Consider the following 21,576-nt stretch of genomic DNA (forward strand, 5'->3'; position numbering starts at 1 on the left):
GCCGCAGCGCCGTCACAGACATCCCCCAGGGCAGCACGAGAGAACTCGTGCGGGTGGGGGCATATCCGCTCCGGCCGGAGCCGTACGAGTGCGGAAGCCCGTCGGGCCGCATCGCGTGGTCGCCCAAAGAGTAGCGGCGGCACCGGCATGAGGGAGCCGCAACAGAACACGGACAGATGGCGTGGTGCTCCCGCGCTTTGCCCGCCTCCCGCGTCTGGGCGTGAACTCGGGCGATCCATCGAGCGGCATATCCCTGCCGGTCGGGCGATGTCTGAATAATGGATCTTATCCCTTATAAATCACTACATGTATCTGTTCGATGGGACCATCGCTCAAGCCGCTGCGCAGCTACGGAATCCGCAGTTCCATGCCGAGTGTGTCCGTCGGTTCACTGACGCCTATGGCGTTGCCCCTGGGCCGTCAGAGCAGGGGAGTTGGCGGCGAAGCTGGCCGGCGCTGTTGAAGGCGCTCACCGCGGCAGGCCTCGGCGGCCTGCGCATCATGTTGGAGTATCCGCTGCCGGGGACCGGACAACGAGCTGACGCTGTGGTGCTAGGTCAGCGAGTCGACGACGCCAAATTAGTGGCGGTCGTGGTGGAGCTCAAGCAATGGGAGCAGGCGGAACGGCACGCTGGCGATGCGCTACTGCTCGACGTTGGTGGAAGAGTTGAGGAGCATCCGGCGCGTCAGGTCGGCAGTTACGTGCACTACCTCACCAACTGGGTAGCCGAATCCATCGACATGGAGGTCAGAGGCGTTGTCATCATGCACAACGCCGGTCCATCGTTCGTCGAATGGTTACGTGAGCTAGTTGCGCGCGGTCCCAGCTCGGCCTATCCGATCCTCGGGCAGACCGATCTGGAACCCGAAGCCCCAGCCAGACTGTGCGCCGACCAGATGGTTTGCGGCGGCCTTGAGCCCCCTTCGACGGTGCTCGTGGAGCGTTTCGTCGAAACGCAGCACTTGCCCTCTCCGAAGCTGCTCTCCCGCGTCGCCGACGCCATCAAGGGAGTCGGCGGTTTCACTCTGATCGGTGATCAGGACAAGGCTCGTCTGCATATTCGCGATGCCGCGGTAGCTGTCGAGCACGGCCGGTCGGGACACGTGATCGTCGTGACGGGAGGCCCCGGCACCGGCAAGACTGCCATCGCGGCCCGCGTCCTCGGGGACCTCTGCCTGCGTGATGGCGCGAATCCCCGCCTACTGACTCCCTCGGGAGCGTTGACCAAGCAACTCAGTCGAGCGGTCGGAGCCACCGCCAGAGGGTTGATCACCAACATCGCCAAAGGGATACCGGGCGGATTGTCGGAGAGCAGCATCGTGCTGATCGACGAGGCGCATCGTCTGCATACCGCCACGAAGCGACGAGCAACAGAATTTTCGGACATACTGCTGCGGCTCGCTGAAAGAACTGGGGCGATAGTTCTTTTTCTGGACGAGCGGCAGATCATCCGTCCGAGCGAGGGCACAACTCTTGAGGAGTTGCGCCGTATAGCTGAGCACCTGAACCAGGCGTTCACTCACATCGATCTAACTGCCCAATTCCGCTGCGCTGGTTCCCAAGCATACCTGCGCTGGATCGACGACCTGTTCGCCCAAGAAGGCTCACCCTCCCTGTGGCTGGGTGAAGATTATGATCTGACCTTGGCTGAGTCTCCGCTAGACCTCGAGACCTGGACGAACGCTCACATCGCGCGTGGGAGCAGCGCCCGGATCGCAGCAGGGTTCTGCTGGCCATGGAACTCGCCAACAAAGCCACCGCTATTGCCGGAAGTGGCTATAACCTGGGGCGACAGCGGGGGAAACGAGCAGACATGGAAGCTGCCCTGGAACTCGCGTGCAGGTGAAGTCATTGGTGATGAGGCTGAAATTCCAGGACGTCCTTATTGGGCAACCGACACAGGAGGACATCGGCAAGTAGGATGTATCTACACGGCGCAAGGATTCGAGTACGACTACGGGGCGGTCATTATTGGCGAAGACCTCGTACGGACTCCTTCGGGCTGGATGGCGCGGCCAAGTAAGAGTCACGACAGAGAAGTCAACCATCTAATGCCCGAGAAATATCTCTTCTACGCGCTCAACACGTACCGCGTGCTTGCCACACGTGGGACGAAGGGTACGCGCCTGTATTCGACGGATCCATATACACAGCGTTTCCTGCGCACTCTTCTGCCAGGAGCCTGAAGCAAGCCGGTCCCCTTCTGAAGCGTCGACTTAACCGCGTGGCCTCACCTCATCCAGCCACAGCCCGCGTTCGAAGCCGCCTCGCTCAACTCGCTTATGGCGTGCGGCCTCCTTAACCGCGTCGTCGGAGTACCCCAACGTCGCGGTCAGGGTCATCAGAACCTCATAGATGTCAGCCAGCTCCTCAAGACGACCACCCGGCTCGGCGCGACGCAGCTCTTCAGCCTCCTCGGCGAGCTTGGCTGTCAAGGCAGCGACCAGCTCGGACTCGCCGAGCACGCGCACTTTGGCCATCTTGCCATCGGCCTCGATGATCTGAGGGATCTGATCCCGGACTAGTTTGCCGTAGACGATCGTCTGTTCGTCGCGCAAAATTGTCGCCCCCTTGGCTGATACTGCTCACATGGACTACCGCCGCGGTGTGGTCACAGGTGAAAGCGTATGGCGCGCCATCGTGCTCTATGGCGCCAACTCGGCCACCTACAAGTTCGCCTTCGGCGCGACCCTGCTCGAGGTCGCTGCCACCGGTCGTAACCATGTCACGCTCGAAGAACTGGCACCGCGGTACGCGGAACTCCTCTGTGAGGCCCTTCAGCGTCAGCCCCGACAGGGAACCTCGGCTCGCAGCAGGTTCCTCGACGCCTGCCGTGCGTTCAACGCCGGCGAGCTCGACCGCGACACGTTGCACCGGCGAACGGTCCAGCTCGGCTTCAGCAACGTTGTCGACGCATTCCCCAAGCTGGGCGGGGACCAGGCACCACTGAGCTACTACGAGGATCAGCGTAAGAACTCCGCCGCTACCGGCCTCGTGCTGCGCGACGAATTGCTTGAGCTCGCTGCCTCGGTGCACGCGCAGGATCTCGATGCAGAGACTGCTGCCCGCTGGCGGCTGGTGGAGACGGCGTGGGCCACGGGCATTTCCGATGGAGTCCTGGGCCCCTCGCTCGTTTATGACCCTGGCAAGCAGGCCCTGGTCCTCCAGTCCAAGCAGCGTCGGCGAAGCGTGACCGGGGTGGTCGCCGCCCTCAACGGCTATCAGGACGGTCGCTGCGCCTACTGCAACGAGCTCATGACGCGGCTCGTAGGCACGGGACCCGTCGTTGAGCACGTCCTGCCCTGGAAGTTGCTCACCCGTCAGTGGCATGGCCCTGACGTCGACGCCATCTGGAACCTCGTCCTGGCCTGCTGGTCCTGCAACAACGCCAAGCGGGATCGAGCTCCGCACGAGACGTGGATGCCATGGCTCGAACAGCGGAACAACGACCTCATCGAATCACGTCACCCACTACGCGAAGTGCTCATGGCTCAGACCGGTACAACGACGGCCGAGCGGCATCACACCCTCAAGCTCGCGTACCGGAGGGCGACAGAACTTCTCCCGGCGGTTTGGATGCCACCTGTAGCTGGCCGCCTCGCATAGAACCTGACTGGGGCGCACACGGCGATCTCCCATCAGGCTTCCGACTCCTGGTCGAACGCGGGCAGATGGTACTTGTATCCGACAGGTGAGAGCCGAGCTTGATCTAGTGACCAGGGATGAAAGATCGAGGCTCTGCCTCTGCTAACTGTCATCCCACCGTCGTGGTCCCGGCTTACAGTGATGTTGCTGAGTACGAACAGGGCCACGTGTGGGTAGTCCTTGGCGTGCTGGACTTCGTTGGGCGTGAGGAGAATCTCCTGCGGATCGCCCGTCGTTCCCTTGACTTCGACATGCCAAGCGGCGCCGTCGATCTCGACCACATAGTCGAAGCTCTCGGTACGCGAGGTGTCCGTGACCTTGCCGAGCTTGCTGTAGTGGAGGAGTGCCTCGTTCATCGCGTGCGTCTCGACCGCTACCTTCACCTGCTGGTCTGTAGCGAAGCCTTGCCCTTTGCGGGACGTTCGTGGTCGACCAGCGGCGGCGGCGACCTGGCGTTCGGCCTCCTCAACGCCGCTACGAGTGAGAACCGTAGGGGGCCGCTCTCCGACGAGTGCTTCTACCGCTTCCTTCACCTCTGGGAGTACATCGAGCACTGCGTTCGGGCACTTGGCAAGGTATGTCTGCCAGGTCCGTAGGGAGTCCTGGTACTGAACCGCGCCGGGATCGGTGGAGACTCTATTGGTTGACTCCAGCCGCCGGTTGGGGCTGGTGTTGAGCGTAGTAGACGGCTTCGTGTTCGGCGGGCGGGACGTCACCGATGGCGGTGTGCAGGCGCTGGTGGTTGAACCAGTCGATCCACTCGGCGGTGGCCAGTTCGACGTCGGCCAGCCCTTTCCATGGCCGTCGGGGTTTGATCAGTTCGGTCTTGAACAGGCCGATCGCCGATTCCATCAAGGCGTTGTCCAGGGCGTCGCCGACGCTGCCGATCGAGGCGTCGATCCCGGCCTCGAGCAGGTGGGCGGTGAAGGCGAAACAGGTGTATTGACTGCCCGCGTCCGAGTGATGAACCAGACCCGGCCCGGCCGGAATGCCGGTCCGCGCGCGTCGCCACAGCGCCATGTCCAGGGCGTCCAAGACGAGCTTGGCTCGTTTGGTGGTGGCCGCCGACCAGCCCACGATCGCGCGGGAGTACACATCTACGACGAATGCGACGTAGACCACGCCGGCCCAGGTCATCACGTAGGTGAAGTCTGCCACCCACCGCTGATTGGGGCGCGAGGCCGTGAAGTCGCGATTCAGCAGGTCGTCGGCGCGCTCGTGTCCGGCGTCGCGGATGGTGGTGCGCAGCTTCTTGCCGCGCCGGACGCCTTCCAGCCCCAGTTCGCCCATCAGCCGGGCGACCGTGCAGCGCGCCACCACGACTCCTTCACGGCCCAGCTGTCGCCAGACCTTGCGCACGCCGTAGACGCCGTAGTTGTCAGCGTGCACCCGGCTGATGTGCTGCTTGAGCTCGGTATCCCGCACAGCGCGGACGCTGGGCGTGCGATTCTTGGCGGCGTAGTAGGTGCTCGTTGCGATCTTCAACCCGTGTGCGGCCAGCACACGGCAGATCGGCTCGACCCCGAACACCTCTCGATGAGCGTCGATGAACGCTACGAGCGCTTGTGTGGCCGGTCGAGCTCGGCCGCGAAGAAAACCGACGCCGCTTTGAGGATCTCGTTGGCCCGCCGCAGTTCGGCGTTCTCGGCCTTCAGCCGCTTGATCTCCTCGGCTTCAGCCGTCGTGGTCCCGGGCCGCTGTCCTGCATCGATCTGCGCCCGGCGCACCCAGCTGCGCACCGTCTCGGCCGTTCCGATGCCGAGCTTTGCTGCGACCGCTTTCATCGCGGCCCACTCGGTCGGGTAGTTCGGCCGGATCTCCGCGACCATGCGCACCGCGCGCTCACGAAGCTCGGGAGGGTAGGGGGACGGACGTGCCATGACTCGATCCTCTCAAGGAATCAAGTCTCCATCAGACCCGGCGCGGTTCATACTGAATCCATGGAAAGTAGAGCCGCTGTCCGGGGAACTCCGCCTGCAGAGCATCTCGGACTGTGAACAGAGCTAATCGGCGTTGCCGGAGGACCGCTAAGGACAACGGTTCGGCCAGAGGGCGGTAGTCCGCGAGCGCAACGACGAGGCCGGGGAGCCATCCTGGCTTTGCGCCGGCTTGTCTCGCGTAGGAGCCACGTGCGACCCACCAGATCGGCTCGTTGTACCGCTCGCCTGTCGCGCGGCTGACGCCCACGATCTGCTCTGCCTCGCTGTCGTAGTGAATGACGAGGTTGTTGGCCTGGACGGCACTGACCAGTGCGTAGCCTGGGGTGCTCACGCCGCCCCGAGCAGCAATGGGCGCCTTGAGGTCGCTGCCGATGTCATCTCGTCGCGTGATTTCCATGAACAAGTTCTCATCGGACCGCTGTGACCACCAGTACGCGACCATGGTCCCCATCCTGCCGCAGCTGGATTTTGGACTCCATAGGTCCGTACTTGGCTACCGAACTCGGCTCTTCTGCAGCTCCCAAGGAAGCACGAACTGCTTCCTGATCTGGGGAAACACACTCAAGATCATCCCGCATATCTCCCGTGATCAAGGTCCTATGGCCGCATACGGGTGCCGTCGGCAACCTATCCGGGGTCTGGAAAACAAAAGACCTGCGGCCAAGAAACCGCAGGTCAGATGGCGAAAAGCCTGGTGGAGATGAGTGCCCCCGGCAGGATTCGAACCTGCGGCACCCGCTTTAGGAGAGCGGTGCTCTATCCCCTGAGCTACGGAGGCGGACGACGTAAGCCTAGCGAAAGTCTGGCGGTGCGTGTGCCGTCGGGGCGGGGTGAGTTCGGGGGGTGTTGGTTATGGGTGGTCTGAGCTGCGGTAAAGGCATGACAAGTGATCACCTTTCGGTGGGTGGTCGGTGAGTAGCGTCGGCGCCGTGGATGCGAGGCGACGTGGACAGGTGCGCAGGCGGCCCGTTGTGCTGTTTGCGGCGTTGCTGGCGCCGGCGATCTTTGCCGGTGGGCTGATGGCGGGGGAAGCGGGCCGGTATGAGGGCGAGAGGGTGCCGCTGGAGTCCAAGGGGGAGGGCTGGGTGGGGTTTGAGCCTGTGCTTGTGCCGGCGCCTGCTCGTCCTGTCCGGCGGTACGTGGCCTCGGTGCCTGCGCCGGTGGTGAAGGCACCGGTCGTACGGGTGGTCGCGGTGCCTCGTGAGGCTGAGCCGTCTGTGCCGGTGCGTGAGGCTGTGCCGACGCCGACCGTGGAGGCGAGTCCTGGCGCATCGCCGTCTCAGTGCCCGCAGGAGTGGGTTGAGACGTGGCTCTGGGAGATGTGCCGGGAGCAGGAGCGGCGGCCTGGGCGGGAGGCTGGGGGGTTGCTCGGGGGGCTTTGAGCGGCGGTGCGTCCTTTCGTCGGATTACGCCGCTGGGTGTCGCCGTACTACGCGCCTAGCGCCGCTAAGGTCGTCGGCTGCGTGGATGGCGAAGGCGACAACCCCGGCCGGCAATCGGGTGGGGGCTGGCGAATCTGGTCGGTGGTCGGGGCGAGGGGGAAATGGGCGAACCTGGCTACCTTCTCGGCCGTAGTGACCATGTAAGAGACCGTATGAACCGTGCTGAACCCTCGAGAGGCCCCACCGGCGCAGACAAGGAGCTTTCTCCGGCGAGCCGTACAAAAGCGTCGTTCGTGTCCTAACGGCTCTTCGGAGTTCGGTCCGGACACTCGGGGGGCTGTAGTAACGTGCGTGCCGGACCCGGGTCACGAGTTTGCAAACGGAGGAGTCGAACGTGCCAGCCCCTCGATCAGCAGGTCTGATCGCGGTCGTCATGGCGATGGCTTCGCTGCTCGTGCTGCCCGGCCGAGCTCAGGCGCAGGCCGAGGGCGCGGCCAAGGCGCAGGTCGAGGCCGAGGCCCAGAGCCAGGCGGGGGCCCACGTGGCGAAGGACCGCCAGGAGGACCCCTCTAACCTCACTGAGCTTCGCAAGGAGGCCGAGCAGGCCGCCAAGAAGCTTGAGGATGCGACCAAGGCGCTGGAGAAGCGGCAGGCCACCGCCAAGGCGGCTCGGGAGCAGCTCAAGGGCAAGTTGCTGGTCCTTCGGGAGTCGGAGCTTCAGCTGGGGCGGATCCGCCAGCCGGTGTCGGAGTTGGCCGAGCTGCTCTACGGGCAGCCGATCGGGGCCGACGGGGTCGTGCCGTTCCTGTCGGGTGACACCGACACGGACACGCTGCGGGCCATGGCCAGCGTCAACTACATGGTGAAGACCCGCCAGGAAGTGGTCGAGCGGACCAGTGTCCTGACCGAGCGGACGGAGAGCCTGGCCGCGGAGGCGCAGGAGCTCAGGGCGGGCAACCTGTTGGCCGAGGCGCAGCTGGCGGCCGAGGTCGATCTGCTCAGGAAGCAGTCGGACAAGATCGTCAAGTCGCTCACCGCCGCTCTGGTGAAGTTGGGGATCAAGATTGACAAGGTGGGGCGGGCGGCGCTCGGCTGCAATCCGCTGCGGGCGACGACCGCCGGCAACTACCCGAACGGGCTCATTCCCGGCGCGATGCTCTGCCCGTTGCAGCAGCGCGGCCACAGCCTGCGGGCCGACGCCACGATCGCGTTCGTCAGCCTGAACGAGGCTTACAAGCAGACCTTCGGACGGCCGATCTGCGTGACCGACGCCTACCGGAACCTGGCCGAGCAGCAGTCGATCTACTACCGGCGGCCCGGCTTCGCTGCCGTGCCCGGGCGGAGCAACCATGGGCTGGGGCTGGCCGTGGACCTCTGCGGTGGGGTGGAGAGATTCCGGTCAGCGGAGTTCAACTGGCTGGAGAAGAACGGCAAGCGCTATGGCTGGTTCCACCCGGACTGGGCCTACAGCAGCCCGTTCGAGCCGTGGCACTGGGAGTATGACCCGAAGATGGACAAGCTGCCCTAGAGGGCGGCGCTGAGCTCGGTGGTGCAGTGCGCGCAGCGGGTGGCCGCGATCGGAATCTCGGACAGGCACTCGGGACAGTCGCGGTGGGTGGCCTCCTCCTGGGCTTGCGCCCGGTCTTTGAAGTGGGTGTACGGCTTGACGATCAGGAAGTAGATCACCGCCGCAACCAGCAGGAACGAGATGACGGCGTTGATGAAGTCGCCGTACAGGAAGTTGGACCGGCCGACGGTGACCTTCAGCGAGGAGAAGTCGGGCAGCCCGCCGAACGCCGAGATCAACGGCGTCAGCAGGTTGCTCACGAACGAGTTGACCACGGCGGTGAAGGCCGCTCCGATGACGACCGCCACGGCGAGGTCGATGACGTTTCCCCGCATGAGGAATTTCTTGAAGCCATTCATGACCACGGATAGTAAACGATCCGTCACCTTCTGATGGTGATCGACAGGTGGCCGCCGGCTTGGGCGCCTGCCAGCTCGTTCGCCTGTGCCGGGGTGGTGGCGAGCACGACCAGGGCGCCGTGGTCGTCCTTGGCGGCCGGGATGGTCAGCACGGTGACCTCCTCGGCCACCGGTCTGGCGCTCTGGCCCTCGTACGCCGCGAGCACGCTGATCGTCGAGCCAGGAGAGATCAGGCGCACGGCGTCGGGGTCGGCGATCCGTACGGGCGTGGCCACCACTCCAGGCGGCAGCCGCAGGGAGTCCAGCAGTCGCACGTCCGTGAGCGGCTCGCCGCGTCGCATCGCGGTCGCGAGCACGCGGCCCGCGGCGCCGCTGCGCAGGGCGCCGTCGGGCGGGTGCGCCAGGGAGACGGCGCGGAGGTCTCCGGGGCGCAGCACGCCGGGGGACAGGTCGCGGGCGGCGACCAGCACCGCAGGGCCCACAGCCGGACGTAGGGCCAGATATCCGGATATGACGGCGACGGCGGCGAGCGCGGCGGCGATGAGCCGGCGCCGCCGCTCGCACCGTCGTAGCCAGACTCGGATCACGGCAGCTCGAAGGGCAGCTTGAGGCCGTCGAGCGCCGAGCCGCAGGCGCACGTCCGGTCCTCGGGCAGCGCCCGCACCGCCTCGGCCACCAGGGTCCGCATCCGGGTCACGTTGCGGCCGAAGAACTCCAGCACCTCTTCGTGGGTGACCCCCTGACCGGCCTCGACCCCGGCGTCATGGTCGGTCACCAGCGACAGCGACGTGTAGCACAGGGCCAGCTCGCGGGCGAGGATCGCCTCGGGGAAGCCGGTCATGCCGACGATCGTCCACCCGTTGCCCTGGAACCACTGCGACTCGGCCCGCGTGGAGAAGCGCGGGCCCTCGATGACCACCAGGGTCCCGCCGTCGACGGTGTCCCACTCGCCCGAGCGGGCGGCCGCCACGGCCACCGCGCGCCCCGACGGGCAGTAGGGGTCGGAGAACGAGACGTGCACGGCCCCGCCATGGTCGTAATAAGTCTGGACACGTCCTGAGGTCCGGTCGACCAGCTGGTCGGGCACCACGATCGCGCCCGGCCCCACCTCGGCCCGCAGCGAACCGACGGCGCTGGGCGCCAGCACCTGGCGCACGCCGAGGGAGCGCAGCGCCCACAGGTTGGCCTGATAGGGGATGCGGTGCGGGGGGAAGCGGTGGTCGCGGCCATGCCGTGGGATGAACGCCACGGAACGGGAGCCGATGCGCCCGACGGTGACGACATCGCTGGGCGGGCCGTACGGCGTGGTGGCCTCGACCTCCTCCGCGTCGTCGAGCAGGGAGTAGAAGCCGGAGCCACCGATGACGCCGATATCTGCGCGATTAGCCATGGCGCAGAGGGTATCGGGATCGCGGGAGGGCGAGATGGAGCCGAACGGAGTTCTGTGGATAACCCGGTTTCGGGCCTGTGGACAACCATCGCTCCGTAAAGTGATCGTTCCAGTGCGGAGAGTATGATCGGGCGCATGCGGCATCGGGGTCTTGGGCTCATCATCATCGCGCTCATGCTCGGCATGCTGCTGGCCGCGCTCGACCAGACCATCGTGTCGACCGCGCTGCCGACCATCGTCGGCGACCTCGGCGGCCTGGCGCACCTGTCGTGGGTGGTGACGGCCTACATCCTGGCCTCCACGGTCTCCACCCCGCTGTGGGGCAAGCTCGGCGACCAGTACGGCCGCAAAAGGCTCTTCCTCGCCGCCATCGTCATCTTCCTGGCCGGCTCGGCGCTGTGCGGGCTCAGCCAGAGCATGGCGCAGCTCATCGCCTTCCGCGGGATCCAGGGGCTCGGCGGCGGCGGGCTGATGGTGCTGGCCCAGGCCATCGTCGGCGACGTCGTCTCGGCCCGCGACCGAGGCAAGTACCAAGGCTACTTCGGCGCCGTCTTCGCCGTCTCCAGCATCGTCGGGCCGCTGCTCGGCGGCCTGTTCGTGGACCACCTGTCGTGGCACTGGGTCTTCTACGTCAACCTGCCCCTGGGGGCGATCGCGCTGTTCGTGGTCGTCGCGGTGCTGCCGGGCGACCGGACCCGCACCAGGCACCGGATCGACTACGCCGGCGTGGTGCTGCTCGGCGGCGCCACCTCGTGCCTGGTTCTGATCGCCACCTGGGGCGGCACGATCTATCCGTGGCGCGATCCGGTGATCGTCGGGCTCGCCGTGGCGGCCGTGGCGATGCTGGCCGGGTGGGTGGTCTCGGCGCGGCGGGCGCGGGAGCCGGTGCTGCCGCTGGAGCTGTTCCGGATCAGGGCGTTCTCGATGGCGTCGATCGTCGGGTTCGTGGTGGGGTTCGGCATGTTCGGCGCGCTCACCTATCTCCCGCTCTACCTGCAGATCGTGCACGGGGTGAGCGCCACGCTGTCCGGCGTTTACCTGCTGCCGATGATGGCGGGCATGCTGACCATGTCCATCATCAGCGGGCAGGTCATCTCCAAGACCGGCAAATACCGCTATTTCCCCATTGCTGGCACCGCGTTCGCGACCGTGGGGATGTTCCTGCTGTCCACGCTCACCGAGTTCAGCAGCCTGGCGGCGTTGGGCGTCTACCTGCTGGTGCTCGGGGTCGGCCTGGGCATGACCATGCAGGTGCTGGTGATCGTGGTGCAGAATGCCGTCGACTTCAAGGATCTCGGCGTCGCCACCTCAGGCGCCACGTTCTTCCGGTCGATCGGCGGCTCGTTCGGGGTGGCCACGCTCGGTGCCGTCTTCACCGGCCGGCTCGCCGCCGACGTCAGCGAGGTGCTCGCCAGGAAGGCGCTGCCGACGGGCTTCGACCCGGCGACCGTCCAGCGGGACCCCACGGCCATCCAGCGGCTGCCGCCCGATCTGGCCGCGGAGTTCCTACATGTGTACGCCGACTCCGTCGCCGTCGTGTTTCGGGTGGCGGCGCCCATCATGCTGGCCGCGTTCGTCCTGACCTGGTTCATCCCGCAGCAGCGGCTGCGGCAGACCACCAAGGCGGCCGACCTGGGCGAAGGGCTGGGCGCCACGTCCGCCGAGCGGTCGTCGCTGGCGGAGGTCGAACGCGGTCTCGTCCGGCTCGCCGACGCCAACCTGCGCAAGGGGTTCTACGCGCGGATGGGCGACCTGGCGGGGCTGGAGGGCATGACGCCCGAAGGGGTGTGGATCATCGCCAGGCTGGGCGGCGAGGACTGGGTCTCGGCCCAGTCGCTGGCCGAACGCGCCCAGGTCAGCAGGAGCCAGGGCAGGCCGTACGTCGACCAGCTCATCGATGACGGGTTCGTCGAGCGGTCGCAGGACGGCGACCAGCTACGGCTCACCGCGCGCGGACAGGAGGCCGCGCTGCGGCTGCTGCGCGGCTCACGCGAGGCGCTCAGCCGGCTGGTGGCCGACTGGGGCGCCCATCCGCAGCTTGAGCAGCTCCTCGACAGGATCGCTCCGGAGCTGCTCGGGGCGCTGGGAGACCGGCCCCGTTAGGTGGCCGCAGCGGTGGGAGCCGGCGTCGAGACCGGCCTCGCTAGTTGGCCGCGGCGGCGGGCGCCGGCGTCGAGGTCGAGGCGGCGGGCTTGCTGCTCTCGGCGGGCTTGGTTTCGGCGGGCTTGCTGGAGGGGGCCGAAGAGGTCGACGACGCGCGGTTGTCGGTGCGGTAAAAGCCCGACCCCTTGAACACGATGCCGACGGCAGAGAACACCTTGCGCAGGTTGCCCTCGCAGCTCGGACATACGGTCAACGTGTCGTCGCTGAACTTCTGGACGACCTCGAGCTGCTCACCGCAGTCGTTGCAGGCGTACTGGTAGGTCGGCACGCGCTCCTCCTAAAGGCTTTGGCACTCGAGTGATGCGACTGCTAATGGTAACTGATAGGTCCAAATTCCTATTCCAGTCCCCGCTCGCCGTACCATCCGGCCAGTTTCCCGCGCCGGCTGACGGCGCGCAGGCGGTGTTCCACCTGGTTGCGGCAGTCCACCGTGGTCACCACCAGGAGCTGGTCGTCGGACCTGATCCTCGTGCTCCGCGACGGCACGAACGACTTCCCGTCGCGGACGACCAGCGTCACCTGGGCCCCGGCCGGCAGCCGCAGCTCGAAGATCTCCACGCCGTGCAGCTGGGAGCCGGGAGGGACCCTGACCTGCAGCAGGTCGGCGTTCAGCTCTTCGAGTGGCGCGGCCTCCACCTCCAGGTCGTGCGCCTCGCCGGGGGCGGTCACCTTGAGCAGCCGGGCCACCAGGGGCAGCGTCGGCCCCTGGAGCAGCGTGAACACGATGACGATCACGAAGACCTGGTTGAAGATCTCCTTCGAGCCCGCGACCCCGGCCGCCCACGGGATGGTCGCCAGCACGACCGGGATGGCGCCGCGCAACCCCGCCCAGGACAGGAACGCCTGCTCGCGCAGGCTCACCGTGCCCAGCCGGGCCATCCGGGTGACCAGCGAGCTGGCCATGACGGTCAGCGGCCGCGCCGCCAGCACCAGGATCGTCCCGGTGATCAGGCCGGGCACGATCGCCGCCGGCATCTCCCTGGGGCTGGCCAGCATGCCGAGCATCACGAACAGCCCGATCTGCGCCAGCCACGCCGCGCCCTCCGCGAACCCCTTGGTCGCCGCCCGGTGCGGCAGCCGCGAATTGCCCAGGATCAGGGCGGTCAGGTAGATGGCCAGGAACCCCGAACCGTGCAGCAGCACGGCCCCGGCGTAGGAGACCATGGTCAGCGCGAGCACGGCGATCGGGTAGAGGCCCGAGGCCGGCAGGGCGATGCGGCGCAGCGCGTAGGCGCCGGCGGGGCCTACGGCGAGTCCGACGGCGGCGCCGATCAGCAGCTCGACCGTCGTCTCCAGCAGGAAGGTGCCGACGCTCGGCGCCGTGTGGGCGGCGCTGCTCAGCAGCACCACGGCGATCACCGTGGGGGCGTCGTTGAACCCGGACTCGGCCTCCAGGATGCCCGCCAGCCTGGGCGGCAGCGGCAGCCTGCGCAGCACGGAGAACACCGCGGCCGCGTCGGTGGGGGCCAGCACGGCCCCGAGGATCAACGCGGTGGTGATGTCGACGCCGAGCAGGAAGTGCACGGGCACCGCCACCGCCGCGATGCTGACCGCCACGCCGAAGGTGGCCAGGATCAGCGCGATCGGGACCGATCCACGTACGTGGTTCCAGTTCGTGGTCAGGCCGCCCTCGGCCAGGATCATCGCCAGCGCGAGGAAGCCGATCTCCTTGGCGATCCCGGGATCGCTGAACGGGATGCCGGCCACGGAATCGCCCAGGACGAGACCGAGCCCCAGGAACAACAGCAGACTCGGCAGGCCGCTGCGGTGCGCCACCCGTACGGAGACGATGGCCGCGATGACGATCGCGGCACCGACAAGGAGCCAGACATCAAGCGTCATCTGGTCCCCTCTATGTGTGTGTAGTCACTTAAGACTAGTGAGTCCCACCGGTGTGATCGCAAAGTGGACCGGTCTGTCATGCGGCTCGGCCGGCACATCGTCCCTGAGCTCGCCCTCGTGCAGCAGCGCGACCGTGGGCACGTTCGGCCCCACCCTGCTCAACGCGCGGTCGTAGGAGCCACCGCCGCGGCCGAGGCGTACCCCGGAGAGCCTGTCCACGGCCAGCGCGGGCACGATCACGAGCGCCGCCGTGCGGATCGCGTCGATCCCACGCCGGGTGTCCACCGGCTCCGGCACGCCGAACCGGCCGGGCGCGAGCGTGTCGGGACCGTCGTACACCGCCCAGTCGAGATCGTTGTCCTCCCGCAGGACCGGCAGCATCACGGTGGTCCCGTGTTTCCACAGGGCGAACACCAGCCCGTGGGTGTCCGGCTCGGTGCCGATCGACCAGTAGCAGGCGACCAGTCCGGCCATCTGCGCCCACGGCTGATCGAGCAGCGTTTCGCGGATATTGGTGGCGTTCGAGCGCAGTTGCTCGGGTGTGAGTGAGGCGCGCGCCGAAATCAGCTCACGGCGCAGGTTCAACTTGTCCACAGGTACCTCCACTAGGGTCTACTCATGGCTGACTTCGACCCTGTGACGAAAGCCGTCGTGCCCGCCGCGGGTCTGGGCACCCGGTTCCTTCCGGCGACCAAGGCGACACCCAAAGAGATGCTGCCCATCGTCGACAAGCCCGCCATCCAGTATGTCGTCGAGGAGGCCGCCTCCGCCGGGCTGCTCGACCTTCTGATGGTGACAGGCAAGAACAAGCGGTCGATCGAGGATCACTTCGACCGCGCGTTCGAGCTGGAGGAAGTGCTCGAGGCGAAGGGCGACGAGCACCGGCTCTCCCAGGTCCGCGACCCGGCCGCCCTGGCGACCCTGCATTACGTACGGCAGGGCGAGCCGAAGGGGCTCGGTCACGCGGTGCTCTGCGCCAAGCAGCACGTCGGAGACCACCCGTTCGCGTGCCTGCTCGGCGACGACCTCATCGACCGGCGCGACCCGCTGCTCAAGCGCATGATCGAGGTGCGCAACACCTACGGCGGCAGCGTGATCGCGCTGATGGAGGTCCCCAAGGAGCAGGTCTCGCTGTACGGCGTGGCCACCATCGAGGGGAGCGTCGAGGACGACGTGGTGCGGGTGACCGACCTGGTGGAGAAGCCGCCGGTGGACGAGGCGCCCTCCAACTGGGCGATCATCGGCCGCTACGTCATCGACCCCGCGGTGTTCGAGGTGCTGGAGAACACCCCGCCGGGCCGTGGCGGCGAGATCCAGCTCACCGACGCGCTGCGCACGCTGGCCGGCAAGAGCGTGGCGGAGGGCGGGCAGGTGCACGGCGTGCTGTTCCGCGGCCGTCGCTACGACACCGGCGACAAGCTCGACTACCTGCGTACCGTGGTCAAGTTCGCGGCGGACCGGCCGGACCTGGCGCCCGACTTCCTGCCCTGGTTGCGAGAGTTCCTCGATGAAATCAGTTGACGCGCACCTGGCCGACATCCTGGCCACGGTGCGCCCGCTCGCGCCGCTGGAGCTGGAGTTGGAGCAGGCTCTTGGCGGGACGCTGGCGGAGGAGATCACCTCACCGGTGCCGCTGCCGCCGTTCAACAACTCCGCCATGGACGGATACGCCGTACGGTCGGTCGACATCGCGCAGGTGCCGGTCACCCTGCCGGTGATCGACGACGTGGCCGCCGGCTCCGACGAGCTGCGGGCCATCGGCCCCGGTCACACCATGCGGATCATGACCGGTGGCCCCCTCCCCGCGGGGGCCGACGCGGTGGTGCCGGTGGAGTGGACCGACGGCGGCACGGTCTCGGTCCGGATCGATCGTACGGTCGAGGTCGGCAACGCCATCCGGCACGCGGGCGAGGACGTGCCCTCCGGCGCGGTCGTGCTGGAGGCCGGCACGGTGATCGGCCCCGCCCAGCTCGGCATCATCGCCGGGGTGGGCCGCCGCCGGGTGCTGGCTCGCCCCCGGCCACGGGTCGTCGTGCTCGCCACCGGCGCCGAGCTGGTCGAGCCCGGCCTTCCGCTCGGCCCTGGGCAGATCTGGGACTCCAACAGCTTCACGCTGACCGCCGCCGCCCTCGAAGCGGGCGCCGACGCCTTCCGGGCGCCGACAGTGGGCGACGACCCGGCGGCCTTCCTGGAGCAGCTCGACGCCCAGCTCCTCAGGGCCGACGCCGTCATCACCAGCGGCGGCGTCTCCATGGGCGCCTACGAGCCCGTCAAGGAGGCCCTCGCGCCGCTCGGCACCGTACGCTTCGAGAAGGTCGCCATGCAGCCCGGCATGCCCCAGGGCTTCGGCGTCGTGGGCGACGACCAGGTGCCGGTCTTCGCACTGCCCGGCAACCCCGTCTCGTCGTTCGTCTCTTTCATGCTTTTCGTACGGCCTGCGCTCGGCAGGATGCGTGGACTGCCCGCCGGGCCGGCCGAGACGGTCACCGCCCGGGTCACCGGGGCGTTGCGCTCGCCCGAGGGCAAGCGGTCGTTCCTGCGCGGGCGGCTCGACCCCGGCGGTGAGGTGACACCGTTGCGCGGGCAGGGCTCCCACCAGCTCGCCGCCCTGGCCTCGGCCAATGCCCTGATCGTGGTGCCCGAGGACGTCACCGACGTGCCGGCCGGTGCGGAAGTGCAGGTGATCAGGCTGTGAGTGAGTTCACCCATCTGGACGAGACCGGGGCCGCGCGGATGGTCGACGTGTCGGCCAAGGACGTCAGCGCGCGCACCGCCACCGCCACCGGGCGGGTGCTGCTGACCGGCGAGGTCGTCGAGCTGCTCCGCTCCGGCGAGGTGCCCAAGGGCGACGCCCTGGGAGTGGCGCGGATCGCCGGCATCATGGGGGCGAAACGGACACCCGACCTCGTCCCGCTCTGCCATCCCATCGCCCTGCACGGCGTGAAGGTGACGCTGGACGTCGAGGACTGGGGTGTGGCGATCACCTGCCGGGTCAAGACCGCCGATCGGACGGGTGTGGAGATGGAGGCGCTGACGGCCGTCACGGTCGCGGCGCTGGCGCTGATCGACATGGTGAAGGCCGTCGACCCGGCCGCGGTGATCAGCGACGTGCGGGTCGAGGAGAAGACCGGCGGCAAGACCGGCCTCTGGACGCGGCCATGATCCGGGCGCTGGTGGTCACGGCGTCGAACCGGGCATCCGCCGGGATTTATGAGGATAAATCCGGGGCGCTGCTGGTGACGCTGCTCGGCGAGGCGGGCTGCACGGTCGACGGCCCGGTCGTGGTGCCCGACGGCGACCCGGTGGAAGGCGCGCTGCGCGACGGGGTCGCCGCAGGCTACGACGTGATCGTGACCACAGGCGGCACCGGCCTGACCCCCACCGATCTGACGCCCGAGATGACGGCCCGAGTCATCACCCGGGAGATTCCTGGCATCGCCGAGAGCATCCGCTCGGCTAACCGCGACAAGGTCCCCACCTCGATCCTCTCCCGGGGCCTCGCAGGTCAGGCAGGCGCCACCCTCATCGTCAACCTGCCCGGATCCAGCGGCGGCGTACGCGATGGCGTCGCCGTACTCACGCCCATCCTCCAGCACGCCGTCGACCAGATTCGCGGCGGCGACCACCCTCGTTGATCTCCACTGATTCCCAAGTGCACGAAGTGACCGGAATCGACCCGTGGCGGCATCGGGCGTGATAGGGGGATGATGAGAGATGTGGATCGACTACGCGGCTGGCCTGCGACGCTGAGCGAAGGTCCGGTCGGCCTCCGGCCGCTCCGGCTGGGGGATGTGCGCGTATGGCGCGACACCCGGGTGCGCAATGCCGACTGGCTACGCCCCTGGGAGCCCAGCAACCCCGAAACGCCCCTGTTCAAGACCGGACTCGGACCGTACATCTCCATGGTCGGCACGCTGCGCCGCGAGGCCAGGCAGGGCATGGCCCTGCCCTGGGTGGTCACGTACGGTGGTCGCTTCGCCGGACAGCTGACCATCGGCGCCATGGTCTGGGGGTCGGCCCGCTCCGCACAGGTCGGCTACTGGATCGACGGCGCGCTCGCGGGCCGGGGGATCACCCCCACCGCCCTCGCCCTGGCCGTCGACCATTGTTTCTTCACCGCGGGATTGCACCGGCTGGAGGCGAACATCCGACCTGAGAACCAGGCCAGCCGTAGGGTGGTTGAGAAGCTCGGGTTCAGGGAAGAAGGCATTCGGCGTCGTCAACTCCACATCGATGGAGCCTGGCGCGACCACATCTGTTACGCGTTGACCGTTGAGGACGTTCCTGGCGGGCTGCTCGTGCAGTGGCGTCGCGCTCGTGAGTCAGCAGCTCACGGCGGGTCTCCAGTAGAAGAGGTTTGACGATCTCGCGACACACCGCATCGAATGCTCGTCAACTAGTGACAGACGGTCTTACGGTGCGTGACGTGAGCACATTGAAGGCGCCAGAAGCACAGAGGCGCTTTCGTGCTGCCCGGAGGTGCCCATGAGCGGCGCTTTCCTCTACCTTGCCATCGTCGTCATGTGGCTGTGCGTCCTGATCCCGATGTGGCTGCGCAGGGACAAGACAAACCTCGCCGAACTGGCCGAGCTCGAAGAACACTACACCGGCGAATACCAACTCCCCGACCTCAGCGAGGCTGACGGCACGCAGGAGTTCGACACCGCGGAGTACGAGCGCGTCGACCCACGCCAGTTCCGGGCCCGGCGGCGAGCCATCATCGTCGCCCGCCGGCGTCGGCTGCTCTTCTTCACCAGCCTGCTCGTGGTGGCGACCGTGGTCACGGCCGCCGTGCGGGTGATCCCCTGGTGGGCGGTGGCGCCAGCCTGCGCGATCATGCTCGGCTACATGGTGTTCCTGCGGATCGCCGTACAGGTGGACCGCGAGCGGCGGCAGCGGGCCGTACAGGCGCGCGAGCGGGCCCGGCGCGTACGGGCGCAGCGGCGCGCGGCGGAGATGGCGGCGCAGGCGGAGGCCGAAGTCATCGAATTCGCGGCCCGACAGGCGGACGTCCTCTTCGACCAGTACGCGGAACCACCCCGGCGAGCGGTGGGCGACGGGTAAGGGTGGCGCGGGGACCCCCGGAAGTTTGCTAACCTGGTCGAGTCCTTGGGGATGTAGCGCAGTCCGGTAGCGCACTTCGTTCGCATCGAAGGGGTCAGGGGTTCGAATCCCCTCATCTCCACCAGAGACAACAAGGCCCGTCCGGTTATCGGACGGGCCTTTTTGCTGGTCAGGGGCTTGTTCGCTACCCGGTGCCTTCCCTTAGCTCTGGCTCGGTCACCTCCTCGGTGTCCGATTTTGGGAGCGGAATGGGAGCGGGAGTCAGCGAACACCGCGCGGGCCCTGCTGCTCCGATCGCGTGAAGCGTGCGTGTAGCGGTTGAGTGTGGTCGAGATCTGTTCGTGGCCGATGAGGCTGGCGACGTCGTTGACTGGTACGCCGCTGGAGACTAGCCAGGTGGCGTAGCAGTGCCTGAGGTCGTGGAAGCGCAGTCCTTCTCCGGCGTGCTGGGCGACGTAGGTGACTGCCTCCTCCTTGGTCAGGATGTGCTCGCGCTGTTCGGTGGCGGCCTTGGTCGTCCAGGTGCCGACGAACCGTTCCCCGGCCGGTGCGACCGAGCCGAGGAGGCCGGCGCGCACGAGCGAGGGGCGCCAGACTCGGGCGCGGAAGGTGTGGCGGCTCATCAGGTTGCCGCTACGGACGGTGAAGACCTCGCCGAGTGGACCGGCCGGGAAGGCGTCCCGGTGTGCGGTGAGCAGCTCGACCGCGAAGCCGGGCAGCGGGATCTCCCGTCGTCCTGCCCTGGACTTGGGATAGGGCTTGATCGAGATGTGCCCGTTGATCTCGACTGCGACGCGGAGCACCCGGACGGTACCGGCATCGAGGTCGATGGCATCCCATCGAAGCCCGGCGCACTCGCCCCACCGCAGCCCCGCTCCGGCGGCCAGGGCGACGACGGCACGGTACCGGTCGGGGACGTGCCGAAGGAGCATGGCGAACTCCTCCCGCGTGATGATGCGGTCATCGTCGTCCTGGCGGCGGCACCTGGGCAGGCGTACGCCCTCACATGGGTTCGCGCCGATCAGTCGATCCCGTACGGCCGAGCGCATCACTCCGGACAGCAGACGATGGCATTCGATCACGGTCGCGGGAGAGAGGCGGCTGGCCTGCGAGCAGGACACCAACGGTGGCGAGCTGGCCGAATCCGAGCGAGAGGAACTCGCCAGGCTGCGCAGGCAGCGAGCTGAGTGGGCCAAGGAGCGCGCCGAGCTGGAGATGGAGCGCGATGTGCTCAAACGCTCGGTGGTCTTGTGGGTTCGAGAGGCGATGGGCCGGTGAGCGTGGCGGCCTTCATCAGCTCCCAGAAGACCGATCATGGTGTGCCCCATGCGTTGACCTGCCGGGCCTTGGGCCTGTCGCAATCGTGGTACTACAAGTGGCGCGATCGGGCGCCGACGGCCCGTCAGCAGCGCCGCGCGGACTTGGACGCGCAGATCGAGGCGAGGTTCACCGCCTCGGGCGGTACCTACGGCAGCCCGCGCATTACTCGTGACCTGCACGAGGCGGGGTGGCGGGTATCGGAGAACACCGTCGCCGGGCGTATGGCCGCGCTTGGTTTAGCCGGCCGGGCGGTCAGGAAACGCCGGTCGCTGACCCGGCAGGGCAAGCGGCCTGCCGCCCCCGACCTGGTACGGCGCTCGTTCACCGCGGTCGCGCCGGACGTGTTGTGGTGCGGCGATGTGACCGAGATCGTCACCGGCGAGGGCGAGCTCTACCTGGCCACGGTCGAGGATCTGTTCTCCCGCCGGCTGCTCGGCTATGCGATGTCGGAGCATCACGATGCGACGCTGACCATCGCCTCGCTGCAGATGGCCGCGGTCACCCGCGGCGGCACCATCGATGGGGTGATCTTCCATACCGACCTCGGCAGTGAATACAGTGCCGCCCGCTTCCAGGACGCCTGCCGGCACTGGGGCGTCGTCCAGTCGATGGGCCGGGTCGGCTGCGCGCTCGACAACGCCGCCGCCGAATCGTTCAACTCCACCCTCAAGGTCGAATACGTCCACCGGTACCGCTTCGCAACGCGGGCCGAAGCCCGCCTGAAGATCGCCACCTGGATCGCCGACTTCTACAACACCCGCCGCCGGCATAGCGCCGCTGACGGGCTGCCTGAGGTGCCTAGCAGATTCCGGACAGTCGACTACATAAGCTGACAGAAGCCTGGAAGAGGTAGGTACGTGACGAGGCGTCGCAGGCAGTTCTCGCCGGAGTTCAAGGAAGAAG

22 protein-coding genes, 2 tRNA genes and 1 pseudogene are annotated in these 21,576 nt (G+C 67.4%); 13 read left to right on the forward strand and 12 right to left on the reverse strand.

Features of this window, described 5'->3' with window-relative positions; all coding sequences use genetic code 11:
- Nucleotides 1-306 precede the first annotated feature (306 nt).
- Nucleotides 307-2,187 (forward strand): DNA/RNA helicase domain-containing protein, encoded by a 1,881-nt coding sequence (locus IEY87_RS44720; RefSeq protein WP_189144999.1) that lies wholly within the window; start codon nt 307-309, stop codon nt 2,185-2,187.
- A 30-nt stretch (nt 2,188-2,217) separates the two neighbouring features.
- On the opposite strand, the gene IEY87_RS44725 is transcribed toward IEY87_RS44720, so the two are convergent.
- Nucleotides 2,218-2,559: a nucleoside triphosphate pyrophosphohydrolase gene (locus IEY87_RS44725; protein WP_225277828.1), complete on the reverse strand. Its 342-nt coding sequence runs from the start codon at nt 2,557-2,559 to the stop codon at nt 2,218-2,220.
- A gap of 31 nt (nt 2,560-2,590) precedes the next feature.
- Here IEY87_RS44725 and IEY87_RS44730 point away from each other — a divergent pair, with 31 nt between their 5' ends.
- Entirely contained in the window at nt 2,591-3,607 is a 1,017-nt protein-coding gene (locus tag IEY87_RS44730; RefSeq protein ID WP_189145000.1) for an HNH endonuclease, read from the forward strand.
- A 32-nt stretch (nt 3,608-3,639) separates the two neighbouring features.
- Here the strand turns inward: IEY87_RS44730 and IEY87_RS44735 are convergent, their stop codons facing one another.
- The 4 genes from IEY87_RS44735 to IEY87_RS44750 all read right to left on the reverse strand — a co-directional run bounded on the left by IEY87_RS44735 (nt 3,640) and on the right by IEY87_RS44750 (nt 6,364).
- Entirely contained in the window at nt 3,640-4,179 is a 540-nt protein-coding gene (locus IEY87_RS44735; RefSeq protein WP_189145001.1) for a protein NO VEIN domain-containing protein, read from the reverse strand.
- A 103-nt stretch (nt 4,180-4,282) separates the two neighbouring features.
- A protein-coding gene (locus IEY87_RS44740; protein WP_189145002.1) for an IS3 family transposase occupies nt 4,283-5,526 on the reverse strand; the annotation gives its coding sequence in 2 pieces (ribosomal slippage) (nt 4,283-5,244 and nt 5,244-5,526; 1,245 coding nt in all).
- Nucleotides 5,527-5,557: 31 nt separating this feature from the next.
- Nucleotides 5,558-6,028: a hypothetical protein gene (locus IEY87_RS44745; RefSeq protein ID WP_189145003.1), complete on the reverse strand. Its 471-nt coding sequence runs from the start codon at nt 6,026-6,028 to the stop codon at nt 5,558-5,560.
- A gap of 263 nt (nt 6,029-6,291) precedes the next feature.
- Nucleotides 6,292-6,364, reverse strand: a tRNA-Arg gene (locus tag IEY87_RS44750).
- Between the two features lie 998 nt (nt 6,365-7,362).
- On the opposite strand from IEY87_RS44750, the gene IEY87_RS44755 reads away from it, so the two are divergent.
- Nucleotides 7,363-8,496 (forward strand): M15 family metallopeptidase, encoded by a 1,134-nt coding sequence (locus tag IEY87_RS44755; protein ID WP_225277829.1) that lies wholly within the window; start codon nt 7,363-7,365, stop codon nt 8,494-8,496.
- Here IEY87_RS44755 and mscL read toward each other — a convergent pair.
- From mscL to IEY87_RS44770, 3 genes are read right to left on the reverse strand one after another with little or no spacing between them, the layout of a single operon-like run.
- Entirely contained in the window at nt 8,493-8,894 is a 402-nt protein-coding gene (gene mscL, locus IEY87_RS44760) for a large conductance mechanosensitive channel protein MscL (protein WP_189145004.1), read from the reverse strand. The two genes, IEY87_RS44755 and mscL, sit on opposite strands and share 4 nt — an antisense overlap.
- A gap of 23 nt (nt 8,895-8,917) precedes the next feature.
- Nucleotides 8,918-9,481, reverse strand: coding sequence for an SAF domain-containing protein (locus tag IEY87_RS44765; RefSeq protein WP_225277830.1), 564 nt, complete (start codon nt 9,479-9,481; stop codon nt 8,918-8,920).
- Complete coding sequence (locus IEY87_RS44770) at nt 9,478-10,284, reverse strand: S-methyl-5'-thioadenosine phosphorylase (RefSeq protein ID WP_189145005.1); 807 nt, start codon at nt 10,282-10,284, stop codon at nt 9,478-9,480. The genes IEY87_RS44765 and IEY87_RS44770 overlap by 4 nt, the downstream gene beginning before the upstream one ends.
- Nucleotides 10,285-10,419: 135 nt before the next feature.
- Here IEY87_RS44770 and IEY87_RS44775 point away from each other — a divergent pair, with 135 nt between their 5' ends.
- A complete protein-coding gene (locus IEY87_RS44775) occupies nt 10,420-12,387 on the forward strand; it encodes an MFS transporter (protein ID WP_189145006.1) in 1,968 nt (655 codons plus the stop codon).
- A gap of 40 nt (nt 12,388-12,427) precedes the next feature.
- Here the strand turns inward: IEY87_RS44775 and IEY87_RS44780 are convergent, their stop codons facing one another.
- The 3 genes from IEY87_RS44780 to IEY87_RS44790 form a co-directional block, all read right to left on the reverse strand.
- Nucleotides 12,428-12,715: an FmdB family zinc ribbon protein gene (locus IEY87_RS44780; RefSeq protein ID WP_189145007.1), complete on the reverse strand. Its 288-nt coding sequence runs from the start codon at nt 12,713-12,715 to the stop codon at nt 12,428-12,430.
- A 68-nt stretch (nt 12,716-12,783) separates the two neighbouring features.
- Nucleotides 12,784-14,289, reverse strand: coding sequence for a potassium/proton antiporter (locus tag IEY87_RS44785; protein ID WP_189145008.1), 1,506 nt, complete (start codon nt 14,287-14,289; stop codon nt 12,784-12,786).
- A 24-nt stretch (nt 14,290-14,313) separates the two neighbouring features.
- Nucleotides 14,314-14,883, reverse strand: a complete 570-nt coding sequence (locus IEY87_RS44790) for a 5-formyltetrahydrofolate cyclo-ligase (RefSeq protein WP_189145009.1) — start codon at nt 14,881-14,883, stop codon at nt 14,314-14,316.
- 24 nt (nt 14,884-14,907) lie between these two features.
- Here IEY87_RS44790 and galU point away from each other — a divergent pair, with 24 nt between their 5' ends.
- The 7 genes from galU (at nt 14,908) to IEY87_RS44825 (ending at nt 19,477) form a co-directional block, all read left to right on the forward strand.
- Nucleotides 14,908-15,810 (forward strand): UTP--glucose-1-phosphate uridylyltransferase GalU, encoded by a 903-nt coding sequence (gene galU / locus IEY87_RS44795; protein WP_189145010.1) that lies wholly within the window; start codon nt 14,908-14,910, stop codon nt 15,808-15,810.
- Nucleotides 15,797-16,984 (forward strand): molybdotransferase-like divisome protein Glp, encoded by a 1,188-nt coding sequence (glp, locus tag IEY87_RS44800; protein ID WP_189145011.1) that lies wholly within the window; start codon nt 15,797-15,799, stop codon nt 16,982-16,984. The genes galU and glp overlap by 14 nt, the downstream gene beginning before the upstream one ends.
- Nucleotides 16,981-17,451 (forward strand): cyclic pyranopterin monophosphate synthase MoaC, encoded by a 471-nt coding sequence (moaC, locus tag IEY87_RS44805; protein ID WP_189145012.1) that lies wholly within the window; start codon nt 16,981-16,983, stop codon nt 17,449-17,451. Before glp ends, moaC begins: the two co-directional genes overlap by 4 nt.
- Nucleotides 17,448-17,924, forward strand: a complete 477-nt coding sequence (locus IEY87_RS44810; protein ID WP_189145013.1) for a MogA/MoaB family molybdenum cofactor biosynthesis protein — start codon at nt 17,448-17,450, stop codon at nt 17,922-17,924. The genes moaC and IEY87_RS44810 overlap by 4 nt, the downstream gene beginning before the upstream one ends.
- Nucleotides 17,925-17,996: 72 nt before the next feature.
- A complete protein-coding gene (locus tag IEY87_RS44815; RefSeq protein WP_189145023.1) occupies nt 17,997-18,650 on the forward strand; it encodes a GNAT family N-acetyltransferase in 654 nt (217 codons plus the stop codon).
- Between the two features lie 124 nt (nt 18,651-18,774).
- Entirely contained in the window at nt 18,775-19,353 is a 579-nt protein-coding gene (gene sepX, locus IEY87_RS44820; protein WP_189145014.1) for a divisome protein SepX/GlpR, read from the forward strand.
- A gap of 47 nt (nt 19,354-19,400) precedes the next feature.
- A tRNA-Ala gene (locus IEY87_RS44825) sits at nt 19,401-19,477 on the forward strand.
- A 235-nt stretch (nt 19,478-19,712) separates the two neighbouring features.
- On the opposite strand, the pseudogene IEY87_RS47400 reads toward IEY87_RS44825, so the two are convergent.
- Nucleotides 19,713-20,402: pseudogene (locus IEY87_RS47400) on the reverse strand (site-specific integrase); the annotation flags it as partial.
- Between IEY87_RS47400 and IEY87_RS46490 the strand changes: the two are divergent.
- Both IEY87_RS46490 and IEY87_RS44840 read left to right on the forward strand, forming a co-directional pair.
- Nucleotides 20,284-20,631 (forward strand): hypothetical protein, encoded by a 348-nt coding sequence (locus tag IEY87_RS46490; RefSeq protein WP_225277831.1) that lies wholly within the window; start codon nt 20,284-20,286, stop codon nt 20,629-20,631. The pseudogene IEY87_RS47400 and the gene IEY87_RS46490 overlap by 119 nt on opposite strands.
- Nucleotides 20,628-21,506, forward strand: coding sequence for an IS3 family transposase (locus IEY87_RS44840; RefSeq protein ID WP_189145015.1), 879 nt, complete (start codon nt 20,628-20,630; stop codon nt 21,504-21,506). Before IEY87_RS46490 ends, IEY87_RS44840 begins: the two co-directional genes overlap by 4 nt.
- The last annotated feature ends 70 nt before the right edge of the window (nt 21,507-21,576 follow it).

The sequence above is a fragment of the Nonomuraea glycinis genome (genome assembly GCF_014646515.1).
Lineage (GTDB): Bacteria > Actinomycetota > Actinomycetes > Streptosporangiales > Streptosporangiaceae > Nonomuraea > Nonomuraea glycinis.